Annotated in this window: 13 protein-coding genes and 1 pseudogene; 8 read left to right on the top strand and 6 right to left on the bottom strand. The window is 69.9% G+C overall.

Features of this window, described 5'->3' with window-relative positions; translation table 11 throughout:
• Positions 1-53 precede the first annotated feature (53 nt).
• Positions 54-365, bottom strand: coding sequence for a hypothetical protein (locus tag B4N89_RS50100; protein ID WP_161500875.1), 312 nt, complete (start codon positions 363-365; stop codon positions 54-56).
• The gene (locus B4N89_RS50095) at positions 362-850 is read right to left on the bottom strand and encodes a hypothetical protein (RefSeq protein ID WP_161500874.1); all 489 of its coding nucleotides are present in this window, start codon (positions 848-850) and stop codon (positions 362-364) included. The genes B4N89_RS50100 and B4N89_RS50095 overlap by 4 nt, the downstream gene beginning before the upstream one ends.
• Here B4N89_RS50095 and B4N89_RS50090 point away from each other — a divergent pair.
• Positions 750-2,294, top strand: coding sequence for a serine/threonine-protein kinase (locus B4N89_RS50090; protein ID WP_321170719.1), 1,545 nt, complete (start codon positions 750-752; stop codon positions 2,292-2,294). The two genes, B4N89_RS50095 and B4N89_RS50090, sit on opposite strands and share 101 nt — an antisense overlap.
• Positions 2,295-3,128: 834 nt before the next feature.
• Here B4N89_RS50090 and B4N89_RS30670 read toward each other — a convergent pair.
• Positions 3,129-3,440, bottom strand: a complete 312-nt coding sequence (locus B4N89_RS30670; RefSeq protein WP_078978998.1) for a hypothetical protein — start codon at positions 3,438-3,440, stop codon at positions 3,129-3,131.
• On the opposite strand from B4N89_RS30670, the pseudogene B4N89_RS51770 reads away from it, so the two are divergent.
• From B4N89_RS51770 to B4N89_RS30645, 4 genes and pseudogenes are all read left to right on the top strand, one after another.
• Positions 3,426-3,947 (top strand): annotated as a pseudogene (locus B4N89_RS51770) (transposase); the annotation flags it as partial. The gene B4N89_RS30670 and the pseudogene B4N89_RS51770 overlap by 15 nt on opposite strands.
• 79 nt (positions 3,948-4,026) lie before the next feature.
• Complete coding sequence (locus B4N89_RS30660) at positions 4,027-5,811, top strand: HEAT repeat domain-containing protein (protein WP_078978994.1); 1,785 nt, start codon at positions 4,027-4,029, stop codon at positions 5,809-5,811.
• A 1,859-nt stretch (positions 5,812-7,670) separates the two neighbouring features.
• The gene (locus B4N89_RS50085; RefSeq protein WP_161500871.1) at positions 7,671-7,847 is read left to right on the top strand and encodes a hypothetical protein; all 177 of its coding nucleotides are present in this window, start codon (positions 7,671-7,673) and stop codon (positions 7,845-7,847) included.
• 967 nt (positions 7,848-8,814) lie between these two features.
• On the top strand, positions 8,815-9,411 hold the full coding sequence (locus tag B4N89_RS30645; protein WP_078978991.1) for a hypothetical protein: 597 nt from the start codon (positions 8,815-8,817) through the stop codon (positions 9,409-9,411).
• A gap of 501 nt (positions 9,412-9,912) precedes the next feature.
• On the opposite strand, the gene B4N89_RS30640 is transcribed toward B4N89_RS30645, so the two are convergent.
• Complete coding sequence (locus B4N89_RS30640; protein ID WP_078978990.1) at positions 9,913-11,331, bottom strand: hypothetical protein; 1,419 nt, start codon at positions 11,329-11,331, stop codon at positions 9,913-9,915.
• A gap of 549 nt (positions 11,332-11,880) precedes the next feature.
• Here B4N89_RS30640 and B4N89_RS50080 point away from each other — a divergent pair.
• The 3 genes from B4N89_RS50080 (at position 11,881) to B4N89_RS49175 (ending at position 13,787) form a co-directional block, all read left to right on the top strand.
• A complete protein-coding gene (locus B4N89_RS50080; RefSeq protein WP_161500870.1) occupies positions 11,881-12,093 on the top strand; it encodes an aldolase/citrate lyase family protein in 213 nt (70 codons plus the stop codon).
• Between the two features lie 226 nt (positions 12,094-12,319).
• Positions 12,320-13,186 (top strand): MaoC/PaaZ C-terminal domain-containing protein, encoded by an 867-nt coding sequence (locus B4N89_RS51765; protein ID WP_235618863.1) that lies wholly within the window; start codon positions 12,320-12,322, stop codon positions 13,184-13,186.
• 415 nt (positions 13,187-13,601) lie between these two features.
• Positions 13,602-13,787 carry a hypothetical protein gene (locus B4N89_RS49175; protein WP_143658138.1) on the top strand — a complete coding sequence of 62 codons (186 nt, stop codon included), beginning with the start codon at positions 13,602-13,604 and terminating at the stop codon, positions 13,785-13,787.
• A gap of 388 nt (positions 13,788-14,175) precedes the next feature.
• Here the strand turns inward: B4N89_RS49175 and B4N89_RS49170 are convergent, their stop codons facing one another.
• Together B4N89_RS49170 and B4N89_RS30615 are read right to left on the bottom strand one after the other, a co-directional pair.
• Positions 14,176-16,089, bottom strand: a complete 1,914-nt coding sequence (locus tag B4N89_RS49170) for a hypothetical protein (RefSeq protein WP_143658137.1) — start codon at positions 16,087-16,089, stop codon at positions 14,176-14,178.
• 253 nt (positions 16,090-16,342) lie between these two features.
• Positions 16,343-17,446 carry a polyprenyl synthetase family protein gene (locus B4N89_RS30615; RefSeq protein ID WP_078978988.1) on the bottom strand — a complete coding sequence of 368 codons (1,104 nt, stop codon included), beginning with the start codon at positions 17,444-17,446 and terminating at the stop codon, positions 16,343-16,345.
• Between the last annotated feature and the right edge of the window lie 467 nt (positions 17,447-17,913).

Here is a 17,913-nt window from a genome sequence, read left to right as displayed (position 1 = left end):
GTCGGGGCGCGGGTGTGCGGCGACGCACCGCGCGTGCGGGGACGGCGTCCGGTTCAGGGGCGTGGGTGGGTTCGGTCCAGGGCCGCGAAGGTTTCGGTCCTGAGCCGGCCGTGGGCCTCGCTGTCCCGGGCGTCGAGGACGCCGGGGTGCAGTTCATGGGGAGCCAGGAGTTCGCGGATCAGGCGATAGTGGTCGGGGTGTCGTCGCACGAGTTGGTCGTGGGCCTGCTCCACAAGCACGGCCCTCTGCGGCCCTACGGGGTCACTGTATTCCGCGATCGTCACCGCGTCGGTGAGCGTCAGGCGCAACCGTCTGTTCTCCTCGGCGCGTTGGATCAGTACGGCGAGCATGCGCCGCCGGTTCACGAACGCCTCGAGCCCGCCGAAGCGGCGAGGTCGCGTACGCGTGCGGCGTCGACTCGGGCGATCCGCTTGGGGCTCGTGCCGATGCGCTCGGCCACGTGGGTGCGCATGCCGTTCAATTCACGGGTCCAACGGTTCAGGAGCAGCGGATGGCACAGGGCGTCGTCGCGCTCGTGGTGCCGGGCCGCGTCGCGGGCGACCCGGGCGCGGAAGCGGGTGTCGTCGAGGGACAGTGTCTCGCGCACCGTCTCGTTCACGGACGCGGTCAACTGTCCCCGGACGATCGCGCGCTCGATCCTGCCGCGGAAATCGATCCGTGGGGCGACGCCGTCCCTGGAGTGTCCGTCGGCTTGGGTCAGTTCGCTGACCAGGGCGCTGCGCTCCTCGATGAAGTATTTGCCCAACCATCCTCGTGCCTGGGTCTGCGTGTCGCGGGTCGGACGCCGATCGGGCAGGGCGCCCGCGGCGGACAGCTCGGCAACGCGCATCCGTTCGAACGCGGTCGGCGCCGGACCGCCCGCTCGCGCTCGCGCAGCGCTTCGGGAACGTCGTCGTACCAGGAGGACATCGTCGTGCACACGGACTCGCTCGCGCGGCGGCCTGGGGACGTTCGGCCGAAACGGTTGCGGGCGGGCCGGGTTGTGCGATCGTCTGTGGCATCGGGTGGCGGCGGCCGATACGCAGCCGGGGGGTTGCTCCGGAATCGGGGGAGTGATGGAGCCGTTGGGTCGCGGGGATCCACAGCAGGTCGGCGGGTTCCGGCTGGTGGGGCGGTTGGGGTATGGAGCGACGGCAAGTGTGTTCCTCGGGCGGGCACCGGACGGCACGGCCGTGGCGGTGAAGACGGTGCATCCGCATCTGAGCCACGACCATGGCGGGTTCCGGTACAGGTTCGTGCGCGAGGTGCAGGCCGCGCGGAAAGTGAACTCGCCGTTCACTCCCGTGGTGTTGGCTGCGGACCCGTACGCACACGTCCCGTGGTTGGCCATCGAGTTCGTGCCGGGGATTCCCCTGAGCACGGTGGTGGAGGAGTTCGGGCCGCTGCCCGAGGCGTCGTTGCTCGCCCTGGCCGCAGGGTTGTTCACGGCACTCGCCGAGATCCATGCCGTCGGCCTGGTGCACCGGGACGTCAAGCCGTCGAACATCGTGTTGGGCATCGAGGGTCCCAAGGTGATCGACTTCGGGGTCGCGACGCCGGACGACGGCACGACGGCCGGCCCGACCGAGACCGGACACACCGTGGGAACGCTGGGGTTCATGTCTCCCGAGCAGTTCGAACGCGCCGATGTCGGACCCAAGAGCGACGTGTTCGCCGCCGGCGCCGTCCTGGCCTGGGCGGCCACCGGACGCCCCGCGTTCCCCGGAAACTCCCTGCCGGTACTGTTCGCGAACCTGACTACCCGCGCCCCCGACCTCGACGGACTCCCCGCCTCCCTCGCGCCCCTGGTCGAGGCCGCCCTCGCGAAGGACCCCGCGGCGCGTCCCACCGCGCTGGCCGCCCGCGCAATGCTGCCCGCCCCGCCCGTCCACGCCAGCGCGGAGCACGGATGGCTGGCGCCCACCGTCACTCACGCGGGCGAACGCAAGCCCGTGGGCGGTGACCGGCTCGCCGGCCATGGCCTTCAACCCCGACAGCAACACCATCGAGGCCTTCACCATTGGCACCGACCGCGTCCTGGGTCACACCTGGTGGGGGCCGTCCAGCGGCTTCGGCAGCTGGGAATCCGCCGACGGGTGGAGGCTCGGTGGCTGAACCACGGCCGCGGACCCAACCCCACACCACTGACTGACTCCTTCCGCCCTGCCGGGTTCCGCCCGGCAGGGCGGAAGGCCGCCCAAGCGATCCACAGCGGGGAACACACGTCCACCACCATCGCCGCGCCACCGGCGACATCGCCGGCGCCGGCCTCACCCGGGCCCACACGCTCCTGATCCGCAAACGGACCGTCGCCACCGAGACGCCCCCGTCGACCAAACCCGCGACCAAGGACAGCCGCTACCGGGTCACCGACCCCCACCCACGGTTATGGCCAAGAGCGTGTGCCCGAGCCACGGAGAGTCGGAAAGGACTCGCACGGAACGATCACACGGCACTCGAACCACTCGAGCCAGGGAAAACGCGGTCAGTGCGCGCGGCGGAGTTTGCACAGGCGACCTTCGTCGGGGTCACCGAGTCACTGCCACAGCACCGGCTCGTGCCGCCGGACGTGAACGACGTGAGCGCCCAGTCCTGAGCGAACCGCAACCGAACCTCGGCGGAGTCCGCTCCGGGTGCGTAGAACGTCCACGTGCCGGATCCCGTGCGCGGAGTCAGGTCGAAGTCCCCAGTCGAGGACGCTCCCTGATAGTCGCCGCACAACGCCGATGCCTGAAAGGTGCCGTCCTCGTTCACGGTGATCGACCCGCCGTCCCCGTCCCGCCAGGTACCGACTGCTTCGTTCCTGTCGATTCGTAGCGTGCTTGGTGTCCCGTCACCCCGGATCGCGGACGTTACGATGCCGACGGCGCACAGCAGTACGAACCCGAAGACGAACGCACTGCGGCCGAGCCGGGGGAAGCGACCGCGGCCACCGCGATGGCGCGACACGAGGCTCCCACGGCGGTACCGACTCGACAGCCATCGAACCCCCTTATCGATCCCCGTGGCCTTCTTTCTATCCCTCGCTGCGGATCGGCAAGACGTCGGGGCCAAGCACGCCATCAGCCGCTGTTCCGGGAGGTCGCCACCGGAACCATGCCGCAAGGCCGGGAAAGCGCTCGAATCCGCTACGAAGCCAACGCCAGGACCGGCAGCATCATCGTCGTGATCATCTCGAAGAGGCCGTACGCCGCGTAAGCGCCGGTGCGCCACCACCGGTGGGGGCCCAGGCCCAGGTCGGCGCGTGCGATGTGGGCGATGCGGATCCGCGAGGTGCCCAGGGCGGCGGCGACGTGGGTCCTGATGGCGTCGAGGTCGCGTTCGTCGCCGTGTCCGTCATGCCGCGAAGTAAGCCCGTGTATCGGGTTGTGGTCGTCTGTGGGATTCGTCGTCAGGGCGGTCGTGATCCGGTAGCTCGTCTTGGTGTGACGCGAAAGCAACTGACGGACATGGAGTGGGAGTTCATCGGGCCGTACCTGCCGGTCGGTGCGTACGGTCCGTATCCCGAGTGGCTGCGGCGGCAGTTCGAGGGTGTGATCCGGAAGTTCGGACGGGTGGGCAGTGGCATGAGGTGCCGGAGCGGTTCGGTGCGTGGTCAACCGTGCACAATCGTTTTCGGCAGTGGCGGGACGCCGGTGTCTTCGAGGCCCTGTTGGAGGGCCTGATCGCGGAGGGCGCGAAACGGGGCGGGGTGGACCTGTCGCTGGTGAGTGTGGACTCGACCACCGTGCGGGCGCATCACGACGCCGCCGGAACGCGTCTGGCCCCCGACACGCTCGCCGTCCTGGAGAAGGCCGCCGCCGAGGAGGACAAGGCCTGGCAAAAGGGGCGATCCGGAGGGACAAGCCGGGAACGGGGCTGGAATCGACCCGGAGCGTGAGGAATGACGACATATCCGGCGCCGACACCGGATCCGGCTGACGGTCGCCCTGCTCGGACGCTCGCGGCGGCATCGGCGACGACGCGCTGTCCTGCCTCGACGGCGACTACCGCGAACTCCCGGTCCTGCAAGCGGCCGACGCCGAGATGCGGCGACACGCGGACACCCTCGTCGCGCCGGCCACCGACCCGGACCCCGACGTGCGTCGGGCGGCGATACCCGCACTGGGCCAGTTCGTCGACGACGACGGTGGCCGTCGGGCCGCCACCCTGCTGCAGGAGAGACTTGCGGCCGAGGAAGGCCTCCCGGAACGACTCGCGGCCGTCGAGGCGACCGCAACCCTGGCCCTGCGACTGCCGACCGTCGCCGAACAGGCCCGCACCCGGCTCGCCGCCCTGGCCGCCGACCCACACCGGGACTCGCCGACCCGACTTGCGGCCCTGACCCAACGCGCCCGCTGCGCCCTGGAGCGCATCGAACCGGAGATCCTTCCCGCGGCGGTCGCGCTGCTCGGCGACATCGGCAAGGACGCCCCATCCCGACGATCATGGCGGCACCCCGCACCCGCGACGAACACCGCGCAGGACGTTCCGCCCCGGGGGATCGCCGGGTTCGACCACCTCGACCGGGACAACCGCATCCACGCGGTCACCACCGGCACGCTCCGCACCCTTCACGAGGCACTGGACGAACGCATCGCCTGGCGCACGGAGTTGCCGGCGGCCCAGCTACGCAGTCCGGATCCGGGCACCCGTCTGGACGCGGTCCGCATGAGCGGCGAGCTGATGCGGACGTGGCGCAGCGACCACACCGACCTGCTGCTGCTGGTCGCGGATCAATTCGACCGGTTCGGCAACGAGTTGACCGCGGAGGCGGCCGACGTCATGGACAACTGTCATGCGATCGCCGAACCAGCCCGAGAGGCACTGGCCGCGTACGTGACGGCGCGACGCGCCGAGTACGGCCCCGACGTCTGGGCCCATCCCGACGCGGAGGTTGGGCGGGCCCAGCAGACGGCGGTGTGCGCACTGGCCCGGTTCGGTGACGCGCGGGCGTTGCCGTGCCTGCTGGTGGCGTGCGACGCCGGGGTCGACGCATGGCGCGCGTTCCCGGCCGCCGCGTGGCTGCCCGAGGCGTCACGGATGCTGGTGCCGGCGTTGGTCCGGCATCTGCGCGAGGCCGATCTCGCGGCCACGTGGTTCGAGGGCAGCGTGCATCCGTTGCTCGACACCCTGTCGCGGCTCGGCGACACGAGCGCGGTGCCCGTGATCGTCGACACCCTGGCGGTCGCCGTCCGGGACCGGCATTGGGGCACTGTGAAGTCGGCGCTGAAGGCCTCGGCGCGCTTCGGCGTCGCCGCCGCGGCAGCCCTTCCCCTGGTTCGGCGATTGACGTCGGCCCCGGAAGCGAAGGCCCGGATCGCCGTGCATGAGGGGCGGGCTCGGGTCGCCGCGGTCGAGGCTCTGTACGCCCTCGGCGGCAGTGCCGACGAGGTGCGGGCGGCAATCGTCGAAGTCGCCCAATTCCAGGGCCCTTCCTGGGTCCGCGACCTGGGCGACCTGCTCGGCCGTATCGGCCCACCGGCCCCGCCCGTCCTCGTCGCGCAACTGCGCACGGCGCTGACGGACGACGACGAGTGGCGGCGCGTACACGCGGCCACCGCCCTGTGGGACCTGTACGGCGAACCCGAAGCACCGGTCGTGCTGAACACGCTCACACGGGCGTGGGAACGGAACTCCGCAACGGCCAACCACGCCCTCGCGTGCCTGGATCGCATGGGTACCGCCGCCGAACCGGCCATGCCACTGCTCGCCGCCGCCCTGGCAAACTCGCGCCGGGACTGCCGGTGGAACGACATCGACAGCGACGAGCAACTGCAGCGAACCGCCCGCCACATCCTCGCCAAGTTCGGCGAGGCACGTGCCGAGTAGCCGGCGGAACCTTCCACTCCGACCGGGGCACCAGGTTCGGAGCGGCGAAATCCCGGTTGCCGGTTCCCGGCCAAGTCCGGGCAATTCATGGCCGAGTTCGGCCCCACGACCCTTCGGGGTCGACGGGCGGCGAGCACAGACCTCAACGCGCCGACCGGATGTCGGACGACCTCGAACCGCCGGTCACTCGGGTCGCCCCCACCCGGGCCCGGCAGCTCTGATCCGCCCGCCGGCCACACCTGTGCACCCCTCGATCGGCGGGCCGACACCGGGGGCGCAACGCGCCGGTGCGGGGCCGCCGCCGACCGGCTGTGCTGCCGGCTTCGCAACCGCGGCGACCGCGTTACCGTTCCCAACCGACACGCACGCGCGGCGGTGAAGTCGATGTGCGTATCGGACCTCCTGCGTAGTCACGCACGCGTCCAACGCCGTATCAGCGTCATCGTCGTTGATTCCGGTGCATCCCGACCAGGCTCCTCCCGAGCGCCTCGCTCGAGAAGACACCAAAGGAACCGATCGCACGGACGGCCGGCACGGAGCCCGGCACGGGCGCGATCGCCCGCGGACCGGCCTGGTGGCAACGGCCGCGTGAAAGCGGCACAGGGCGCTGCGACCTGTGCCGCTTACATCGGGTGGTCCACGCGTTACCCGCTCCTTCGGCGGAGGGGCTGGAACGTCGTCGTCCATGCTCGCTATCGTCGGTGCGTCTACCGGGCGCGCAGCCGCCGGACCGTCCAACCATCCGAAGGGACGCGATGGAGGATTCGTTGTGGATCGCATCGAGCCACACACACGGATCCGCCCGGGCCACCATCTGCGGGTCGACGCCCGGGGCGGCCCCGCTCCCGATGCCGGTTACGCGCGCGGAGCGCGTCGAACACATCCCGGCCGATGTCCTGTTCCGAGCCGCCGACGCACCGCCGGAGCCACCTTCCGCGTTCCAGACCGCTGCCGTGGTCCGGTACCAGGGACTGCCCGGAGGGCGTGCAGCACGACGAGTGCCACCCGACCTGGGACAAGACAGGCACGGTGTTGCGCGGGGCCGAACGCGTGGAGGACCGCGCCGACCCCGTCGAGGACCTGGCCACAGCGGTCACCCAGCCGGCCCGCCACGCCTCGGCGTTCAGGACACCGGCCACTGCCCTGCCCCCGGGGACTACCCGCGCGCGCACCGACGCCATCCGAGCGCCGAACGCGGCCTGGACGAGGGATCCAGTCGAGTCTGTGGACGGCGCAGCTGTATCCGACGCTGATCACCGATCCCGACGAACGCGTCCTGCTCCTGGACGGGGTCGAGGGCCTGCGCCCGGTACTGCTGTCGGCGCTGCCCTGGCCGCACCACCTGTTCAAACGCGCCCACGCCGATCGCGTGAAGGCCCTCGTGGAGCAGTATCCGGACACCGCCGGAGCCGACCAGGCCGCCCACGCCCACGCGTTCTCGACCTGGGGCCCGGACGACTTCCGCGTGTGCGACTACCACCGGAGCGACTGGGCAGCGATCGCCCGAGCCGCCGAACGCGCCCTCGCCGCAGGCGGCGACACCGCCGACATGGCCGACCGGGCCGAAAAAGATCCCGAACTCGACGAGCACGACCGCATGTACGCCGCGTCGCTGTCAAGTGTTCGACCGATGTTCCGGTGGACGGTCGCAGTCCCGAGAGCGCACCACAGGCGTGCGCCCAAGGCCCTGACACGGGCGTTGGCCCGGCCCTCGCGGAGCGCCCTGGGTCTGGGCCCGTGCGCTGCCGGCGGCCCGCCCGCCGACTCCGACCCGATCCGCAGCAGCCCGACGCGGCCGGAGAGCCAAACGCACGCCGGACGGCGCGGTCCCTGCCCCGCCTCGAAGACGCACATCGACGATGAGCCACTGCCCAACGGCCAGGGGGCTGGTCGAGCGCAACCGCGGCATCGGGGCCAAGCGCGACGTGCACACCGCCGGCAACGAACTACACGTCGCGCGCAATACCGTCGTCGGCGAGGCCGGCACCGGCAACGTGGACTCGGGGGGCGGCCTCCGGGCGAAGGCACGGCCGTGATCCCGCGGCAACCCGGCCGTCGCCGTCCGGACGCGGCGCACACCGGAGGCGAGTCGAACGCCGCTCGGAACGTGGCGATCGACGGCATTCTCGCCGTCGAAGGCGAGTTGGCGCCGGGGAACTCGCGTCGCGCGCAACTCCGCCGTCGGCGCAGGGCCGACCGTCGGCGAACGGGTGGACGCCGGTGGCGAGTTGCGCGCCAACTGAACGCCAACACCCGGCCGGCGGTCCGAAACGGCCCATGAGTGGCTACATGAAGGTCAACGACGACCAAGTGGCGCTCACGCACGTGACGATGTTGGCGTTTTCCGGCAGCAGCATCACCACTTGAACAACTTCCCAGGGCTCGGTGCCACAGCCCGCCGCGGACGAGGATGCCGACCGGCCCGTGCCCCGAGGCCGCCGGGGTTCGCGGTTGCGGGGCGGCCCGACCGCCCCCGGCGCGCACGCCGCGACCGCTCCGGCCAAGCCGTCGGACCCTTGGCATGAATGCGTCAGGTCCCAGGGGCGCACAATGTATCTGGCCAACTCCGGTGGCATGGCACGAGATTGCGCCAAACCTCGCTTTTGTGTCCATAGAGCTGCAGGCAGATGGGTGAAGTACCTAAAGTGAAGGTGCTTGACGCTGTATCGGTTGTTTCGTACAGGGATGCACCCATCGAGCCGGGGGGGCTTGTGATGAGGGGCAACGGTAGGTCGACACAGGGGACGCAACCGCTACGGGGGCCGTGCGTCAAGCCGAACCTGTCGACCGAGACCATCCGAATCCCGATCGCGATCGTACCGACTCACCGGGGCGCGTGAACCGTTCCCGAACAGCGCGGGGGCGACCTGTCACCGGAGTCCGCATCCCGGGAACGGGGGGACCGGGGATCCGGGGGTCCCCCCAATAGGGCATGCGCAAACCGGACCGCGCCACGCCGACCGCGACACCCTGACCGCGACGCGTCGAAGGAGAGAGGAAGCGATGTACGCCTACCATCTGATCTACGACATCCCCACCGCCAACCCCAGGCAGTATCGGGTTCTGGTCGCCTGGAAGAACGTGTACGGGTCCCGCTTCGGCGGCAACCCCACCACGCCCACAGTCCTGAACGGATCGGGACAACTCGTCATCCCCGGAGGCTCCGTGGTCGCCCCCGACGTGATCACCGCGGGCCGGATCGAGTTCTTCGAGGAGACCGGCATCGACCTCAGGCAGGACGCCGTGCGGCGGCAGATGCAGACCGTCGGCAACTCCTGGTCGCGCGTGCTGGACGGGCAGAGCGGCGCACACTGCGTCTATCAGGAGGTCCAGGACGCCGAGTTCGTCGAGAGAGCCTGCAACGCCAACATCCAGGGCCAGGTCCCTCGGGACCAGGAACTCTATTCCGCGGTGACGTACGACGCCTCGGTCGTCGGCCAACTCTTCGGGGCCATCTCCCAAACCGACCTCACCACCGGGTGGCGAGGCATCCAGTACAACAACCTCGACAGCAACAACCAGGCACTGGCCAGGAGAAAGTCCCAAGCCGCCGGCGACTGGTACGTGACGGCGGTTCAGGGCCTGCAGTACGCACCCTAGCCGGAGGTTGTTTCGTAAGCGCCGGGCCTTTTGCCCCCGCCGACTGCGCCCGGCCGACACGCGGGTCGGCGACCGCAAGTGGTGGCAGCCTGCCGTCATGCCGGCAGACCTACGAGAACACGCGGGTCGTCACGTAATCAGGCCGTGGCCGCTGTGATCACGGCATCGGAGCGCGACAGGCTCCACTCAGGGTGGGCAGGTAGTGGTCCGACAGCTGCGGGGCGACGCATACAACGCCTGCGGCACACCGGAGTCGGAAAGGTCGGCGCCGTGTCGGCCGGCGGGCGCGCTCGTCTCGAAGCGCCCGCCGTTCGGGGGCGTCCGGCTCCTCGTCCCCTCCATGCGACAACTCAGGTTGGGTGCAAACCACTTCCCCGGCCGTGCCCCATGCCGGGTCGTCGAAGTCCCCCCGTTCGCTCGGCCCTCACCCGCCCAGTCCGAGTCGCGGCTCCCAACAACCGACCACTCGACTTCGCCGGTCTCGACCTCCGTCCCGTCGCTCTACCGTCCGCCGTTCTTGAGTCGATCACCGCGACCCGCGACGATGGTCGCGTCACGCTCGGTCCTCGAACCCCTCATCCCGGAGGCGGATGTGCGCGCACGTACGAAGCGTCGAATCGTGTTGGGTGTCGCGTCGATCGCGTTGGGCGGTGGCGTCGTGATCGGCGCCGCAGGCCAACTGGCGAAGATGTTCGTGCCCGGCGCGGCGTGACCCAAGGGTGCCGGGTCGCGGACGTCATCCGCCCGCACCCGGCACGGCCGTACGACCCGACACGGCCGAAGTCTCGTGCCCCCAGTCGGCCGGTCCTCGTGCTCCGCCCCGGCCGACGCCCCGACACCGTGGGCACAGGAGCCAGGCCGTCGCCCGGGGCAGGTTGAGGGCGTCGAGTTGTCGGTCGAGTCGTTGTCCGCCGGTGCCGACGCCGGCGTAGCTGATGCGGATGTCGCCAAAACCACGCGCGGCGACCTTCCCGAGTCCCTTTCGAATACCACTGCCGGCACCGTCTTTCGAATTCGCACGGCGGCCTCACTCCCTTGCATCCCGACGTAGGCGCTGCACGAGCCGCCCTTGCGGATGGGCAACACCGTCACGTTGGCGGCCGTACGACCGTGGACGCCGCGCAGGCCGCGGATGTTGTCGGCGGGGTCGCCGGTCAGCGCCCGGTAGTCCGGCCACTGCTCGGCCGTGACTCCGTGGCGGGGGCGAATCTGGTCGCCGATGGTGTAGCGGCGGTCTTCGCGGAATCCGGTGTTCAGGAGCCGCACCCCCGGGTCGGCGAGGAGTTGGACGAAGTCCTTGTCGGCGCTCATGACGTCCACAAGGCGGTCGTTCGCGCGGGCGCGGGTGATGAGGGTGGCGATGACGTCATCGGCCTCGCAACCACGGTGTTCGCTCCAGCGGATTCCGGTGTGGTCGAGGGCGTCCTTGACGACGTTCACGTCGGTGTTGCGGCCGTGACGGAGCCTGCTGGTGATGTAGGCGAGGTCGGCGCTGATCAACGTGATGAGGTCGCCTCCGCCGAGGTCGTCGTCCATCAGGCGCAAGTCGTCGATGCGGCGGCGGATGCGGGTGACCTGGGTGTCCTCGACGCGTGCGCTGGTGCCGTCGCCGGTGGTGTCGGCGTCGGGGTCCTTGCGGAGCCATGCGGAGGCCGGCGTGAGCGCAGCCGCGCCGGCCATGGTCATGAAGTTGCGTCGGTCGAGGTGCATCAGGTCGCTCCCTGTTGCGGTGACGAGGAAGGACACGGTGCCCCGATGGGTCCGGGGGATCGGGGGCCCCTCGCCCGTCTCGCGACGGGGCTCGGGGGTGCGTCCGCGGTTCCGGGGCGGGACGAATCCGGTGTCCACCACCGGGCGTTCGAACACCGCCTCCAGGCATCTGCGGTGATCGGGCCACGGCCAGGTCGACTCACCGCGCATCCAACGCCCGATCGTCTTGGGGTCGAACGCGGCACCGCGTATTCCCTCGGCTCGGGCGGCGCGGGCAAGCTGCCGGGCGTTCGTTGTGGGTCCACCCGCGTTCGCGGGTGGGCTCGCGCAGCCGCTCGTTCGGTGCCGGACCGGTCGGCGCCTGCGGGTGTGTTCGTTCGTGCGTGGTTGCGTTCGTGCCCTGGCTCATTCGGTACCCCCGAGGCGGCTCGTCGGCCCGAGTCTCCACGGTAGCGAGGTGAACCGGTTCCGCGGCAGCGAAGAACACCGCCGGACGTCGAATCCCGCGATGTGTCCGGTGATTTGCCCTGTGGTTCGTCCCTTCCGCAGGAACCGCCCGACGAAGTGCCCCTGGTCGGGGCCGGTCGGGACCGGCAGGCCGGCCCAGGAGCACCGGGTCGCGTGACGACCGCGGTTCGTACCACCGGCCGACGGCCGGGCTGCGCAAGGACCGGACGGCGCCGCGCGCGGGGACCGGCGCGCCGTGTCGTGGCAGGAGGCCTTGTGACGGGAGCTGCGGCAGAAGGCACCGGTTGCGCCGTGCCGGATCGTCGTGTCTGGTTGGTCACGCCGGGGACCTCTCCCGGCCGCTTCGAGACGGCGCGGGGCTCGGGCGCGAACGTCGCCCTGCTGGACTTGGAGGACTCCGTCCCCGGCGTCGCCAAGGACGTCGCGCGCGCCGACGTGCTCTCCTTCCTCGCCCGGGCCCACCGACTCGGTGGCGACGGGGCTGCGTGCCCGGGGTGCGCGTGAACGCGGTGGGCACGCTGCACGGGTTGCAGGACTTGGTCACGCTTGCGGAGTGCGCGCTGTGGCCGCCGGTACTGCTCGTTCCCAAGGTCGAAGCCGCGCGCGATGTCGATGTGGTTGGAGAGCTCTTGGACGCCGATGCGGAAGGGTGTCGGGTGTGGGCATTGATCGAGACACCTCTCGCCGTCGGGAACCTGTCGGGCATCCAGCGCTCCCCGTCCTGGCGGGCGTGCTGTTCGGGGCGGCCCACTACGCCGCAGGGGCGGCGGGCGCCGGGTTGTCCGCCGTCGACTCCTTCTTCGATCTGGGCGACGTGGACGGGCTCCGACGGGACGTCGAGGACGCCGTCGAGCTCGGGTTCGCCGGGAAGGTCGCCATCCATCCGAACCAGGTGCCTGTCATGCGGGGCGCGTTCCGACCGGACCCGCGCGAACTCGCGGACGCGCGCGCCGTGTTGAGTGCCGCAGACGCCGCCGGCGGCGCCATCACCACCGTCGGCGACCGCACGATCGGGCCACCGCTGGTGGCCGCGGCCCGCGCTCTCGCCGTCCGCGCGGGTGAGACGCCCCTTCCGCCGCGTTCGAGGAGTCCCGCCGTGCCTGACGCTCTGCCCCCGGGATACCGCAGTGTCGGGGAGAACCGGGTCCGTGAACTGGTCGGGCTCGGCTTGGCGGACTTCGTCGTCGGCCGGGTGGTCGAGCACCGCCCGGCCAGGACCGTGACACTGGCCGAACACGTCCAGATCCTCGCCCTCACCGGCAACGAGGCGCCGATCCACTCCGACGTCGAGTTCTGCAAACGCACCGGCCGCGACCAGGTACTGGTCTGCGGGCTCCTGACCCTGAACATCGTGCTGGGCATGACCGTCCGGTCCACCAGCGGCCTGACCACCGCCAATCTCGCCCCGGACGAAGTGCGGTTCGAACACCCGGTGCATGTCGGCGACACGCTGCGCGCCCAGAGCGAGACCCTCACCGCCCGCCGCTCCCGTAGTCGCCCGGAGCACAGGGTCGTGACGTGCCGGATCGAGGGCCACAACCAGGACGACCGGCGGGTCCTCGGAACCCGGCCGCGGTCCACAGGGCCTTCCCGATAACGTTCAAAGCGGACGGGACGGCGCAGCCGAGACCGGCCTCGCACGCCCGGTCCGCCGGCGCTTCGCACGACACGGCGACGGCACGGTCGCGCATACCTGGGCGGCAGCGGTCACCACCCGCGGATACGACTGCGGGCGCCACATGGCGCGGCGCCGGCAGGGGCGGCTGAGCCGGCTCACCGCGGGCGACTCCGCACCGACCGCGACCGGCGGCGTCTCGGCCGCATTCCTGGCCCGCGCCGTGGTCACCTATTCCGAAACCGTCGCCCTCGCCCGCGCGTTGGTCACACTCCCCCGGGCCGTCTCCCGAAGCACACCCCACGGGCGGGCCACCACCGGACCGACCCCGCGAAACCCTCACCACCACACTGCCGCGCCACGATGCTGCTCACCATCGAAGACATCGTCCAAGACGATGATCGTGTTCCCGAAGCCGGGAGAACCGCCCTCGCCCGTTCCCGAATCGGTGGCCGCTCTACTGCTCGCCCACCCGGCCCACCGCAGCAACACGAACACCGGGACGAATCTCGCCTCGCGCCGGCTCTTTCCCGGCAGACGCGCCGGCCGGCCGTTGGGCCGAACCACCTATCCGCGGACCTGACGCTGGTAGGCATCCCGACCAGTGCGGCACGGGGGGCGCGATCCGTCGACCTCTCCTGGAGATGCCGGCCCCCGTCGTCGGCTGCCACCACGAGAGCACCACTCGCCTGGCCACCGACGCGGGAACGCTCTGGAGCCGATACGCCGCCGGCGATCACTCGACGCCACCGCCGGACCAAGCACCCGGCGAACTCGCGACAACTTGGTCAGGCAACTTCACCAGACTCAACCCCCTACTCGCACCCGGGCCCCGATGGCGCGATGACGCGCGCAGGCCGGGGCTCGCAGGTCGGCCGCGCGCCTCCTTGAAGAGCGTGCGGCGCCGATGACCCACCGGTTCGCGGGCCTGGCCGATGCCGCTCCCGCATGTGCGGGGGGCACCGGGCACGTCATTCGTGGTGTTGCCGGAACCTGGCGACGCCATCCACCAGGCGACCGTAAGGGTTTAGACCACTGAGTTCCACGGCGCTTGTGGTCACGCCGAGGAAGGCGCGCCGGAGGGTCAGGGCGACCTCTGGGGATTCCAGGTAGGTGCGAGTGATCGTCCGGTCGACGTCGATGAACAGGCCCTCATCCGTGTCGCTCGTCGCCGGTCCTTCAGAGCCGACGACGACGTGATTCCATATTCGAGGAATGAGGCTCCGCAACTCCTCCTGGGAGCCGCGAGAATGAAGCGGCTTCCCGTCCGGATCGAGAACTCCGATATCGAACAATCCACACCATTTTTCCGACAAGGCGCGTAAACGTGCCTTGTCGGAAAGGCTCTCGCACCCTTCGAGAACCTTCTTCGCTTCGGCCTGGAGGGTCTCGATCACGGGATCGATGCCCCCTTCGCAGGGTAGACGTATCCTCCGGGCCGTCCTCCTTGCGAGATCCTCGACGGCGGTCCGTGAATCGGCGTCCCTGTTGCGGTTCCCTTGGGTCTCCCTGAACCACAGCGGCTCCCATTCGGGCGAGTGCAGCGTATTTCCCGCCGTCAGAGCGGTGGCGGAAACAGCGGTCAGCCTCTCGCCACAGGGAAGCCAGTCGAAGCTGGTCCTCACATCGTCCCGCGGCGTACGCGAAAGGCAGTCGATCTGGGCCCTTCCACGATATCGAGGCACTATCAGATACCACAGGCAGGCTCCCATGCCCATTTCCGCCGCTTCTTGGTGACCGTCCTCTCGACAGTCGCAGTCGATGACGCGGTCCGTCACGGCGGCCAGCGCATCGGCATAGCCGATGACACTGGCGCTCCCCTTCGCAGAAAGCGCCACGTGAATCTCGTTGAATGCCTCTCGACTCGTATAGTCGGAGATGACATCGATGATGTCATTGTATCGAATGAGATTCTCGACGACGCGTCTCATCCGACCGCACTCCCGAATCGCTCGAAAACAGCCGAGTTCATCCGAAAGGTGCCTGTACTCGGCCGTGCCCATGGCCAGGCGGTAGAAGCCGACCATGTCCCCGTCCCACCAACGGGCCACCAGGTATTCTTCCGGCGTGACGACTCCGGGAGCAGGTCGGTAACCCGTCTCCCGGCCTGAACGTTCCAGATAGGACGTCGTGATGGAATTCTTCATCAGGATGACCGCGTCCGTCACCGCCGAATCCTTCAGCGCCTGTGTCGCAGCCTTCCCTCCCAGACACGTGAGGCCTTCGCTCGCCGCTGCAACATATGAATCATGACCACCTCCGGACGAATCATCGGGGGCGCCGGGGTAGTCGACGGCCATCGTGAGGTTACGGGTTGCCCCGCAGAGATCGAGTATCCGGCCGTCACGAACCCGCGGGACCTGCCAGCGGTAGATACTGGCAAAGAAATCACGCAAGATCATCGGTACCGCCGATTCGGCCGAATCGGCATTTCGTGCCACGTATTCGTCCAGCAGCCTGCGGACCTCTCCTCCTTTTTTTGGACTGATTTCAGAGAGTAGATCCATCCCCCTGGACTGCGCTCCTTCCTTTGCCCATAGCTCGCGCCCCACCAAAGAGATCACATTGATCACCGTTTCGGCGACGGGACTTGATTCGACGGACTCCCGAAGCTCGCTCGAATGTGCGGTCCGGATGACCTTCCAGCCCATGTCGTCCCCTTGACGATACCGCCTCACTTTCCCGGACACGTGCGGAGTGTACGACGGCTCCGCAATCATGTACGTGGTCGCATCATCAGAGTTCGACGCCTCCTCGTATCGAGCCCGGATCGCAGCTTTCGCTTCCGAGTTCATCCGAATGTCAGCCAATTGGGCAACACATGTGCCGTCGGCCTCGATGAGGCCACATGATTCAGCACTCCACACGTTGGCGAACGCGTTCATATGACGCCACTCCTTCGGGTGTATCCGTGGAATTTTCTCGTCCAGCGCGCACACAGGCCGTTCGGTGCCGGGAGTGACGATCCGAGGATCGGTTTCTCCGAGGCCGACGTGGTCGTCGCGGTGGGACGACCACGGGCCGGGGCGAGGTCATGTGCGGTGGGCGCGTCGCGGTCATGACGGCTGGTCCTCTGGGACGACGGGTGCGCAACGGGGGCGTCGTGCGCTCGGGACCGGGCGGGTGTCTCGGGCGGGGTCAGATGTCGCGTCGGGTGGCTTGGTCCGCGAGGTCGCGAAGCGTGGCGGCGACGGGTGGGGTGAAGGGGCCGGATTCCACCGCGTGGACGGCGTCGCGGCGGCGGGTGTCGATCATGTCCTCGACGGTGCGGTGGGCGCCGGTGAGGTCGAGGACGGCGCGGACGGTGGCGGCGCCGTCCTCGTTCAGGTCGGGGTCGGCCAGCAGGGAACGCAGGACGGCGCGCCCGCGGGGTGCTGCGCGGCGCAGGGCGAGGGCGATGAGCACGGTGGCCTTGCCTTCGCGGAGGTCCTCCAGGGCGCTCTTGCCGGTGAGGTCGGGGGTGCCGTAGACACCCAGGAGGTCGTCGCGCAGTTGGAAGGCCTCCCCGAGGGGCAGGGCGTAGGCGGTCAGGGCCTCGGTCAGGCCCGGGGGCGGGGCGGGGGCGAGGGCGGCGCCCAGGTGCAGGGGGCGTTCGATCGTGTAGCGGGCGGTCTTGTAGTGGGCGACGCGCAGCGCGGCGTCCACGTCGTCGGTGGGTGTGCCGGTGGCCGCCACGTCGAGGTATTGGCCGTACATGACCTCGGTGCGCATGCGGTCGACCACGGCCAGGGCGGCGTCGAGTCGGGCGGGGGCGAGGCCGGCGGTGTGCAGGAGTTCGTCGGACCAGGCCAGGGCGAGGTCGCCGACCAGGATCGCGGTGTCGGTGCCCAGGCGTTCCGCCTCGGCCGGGCCTCGGGCGAGGCGGTGGCGGGCGGCAAGGGTGCGGTGCATGGTGGGTCGGCCGCGTCGGGTATCGGAGCGGTCGATGAGGTCGTCGTGGACGAGCGCGAACGCGTGGAACAACTCCAGGGATGCGGCCGCCTTGAGGACCGGGGGTGGCGGGGTGTCGGTGTGCGCGTCGGCGGCATGCCAGCCGAGCGTGCACAGCACCGGCCGCAGGCGTTTGCCTCCGGACAGGACGAACCCGCGCAGGACCTCGGCGATCTCACCGGGCAGTCCGGCGTCGTCGGCCGCGCGGGCCTTGGTCGCAAGGAAGTCGTCGAGAATGTGCTCGACCGCGTGGCGCACGCTCGCCGGGTCGGGTGTCGGAGTGCGGGGTGGGGAGGCGGGTGACGCGGTCACGGTCGATCGCCTTTCTCGAAGGGCTTCGCGCTCGGCCCCGGCCCGCCGGACGGACCGGGGTATGTGCCGATGCCTTCCCGACCACGCGCCGACCCTGCCCGCATTTCACGAGCGAGGCGTGAACGCGTTGAACGGGACGCCGACGCGTCGAGGGCCGGCATCACAGGTGCTCGGGTTCGTCGGCACAGGACGACGAATCACCGACCCTCGCCGGCGCATCGGGAGATGACCGAACGCCGGACACTCGCGAGCGACGGAGTCGGGACCGGTGAACATCCACGCGGGACTGTTCCCGAAAATGGCTTCGCCGGGGTGCGAACCATGCGGACAAACCGCGTGGACAAGGCGGAGATTCGGGCGTCGGCGAGTGCCTGGTCAAGCTCGGGAAACCCCTTGACCGGCCCCCCTGTCCGCCACGGTCCCGCTCCGGTCGCCGCCGGCGGCGAGGGCCTCGTTTCCGGTCGCGT

Source organism: Embleya scabrispora, from assembly GCF_002024165.1.
Lineage (GTDB): Bacteria > Actinomycetota > Actinomycetes > Streptomycetales > Streptomycetaceae > Embleya > Embleya scabrispora_A.
Note: the sequence above shows the minus strand (reverse complement) of the source record. Positions and strands in the feature narration are given on the sequence as shown.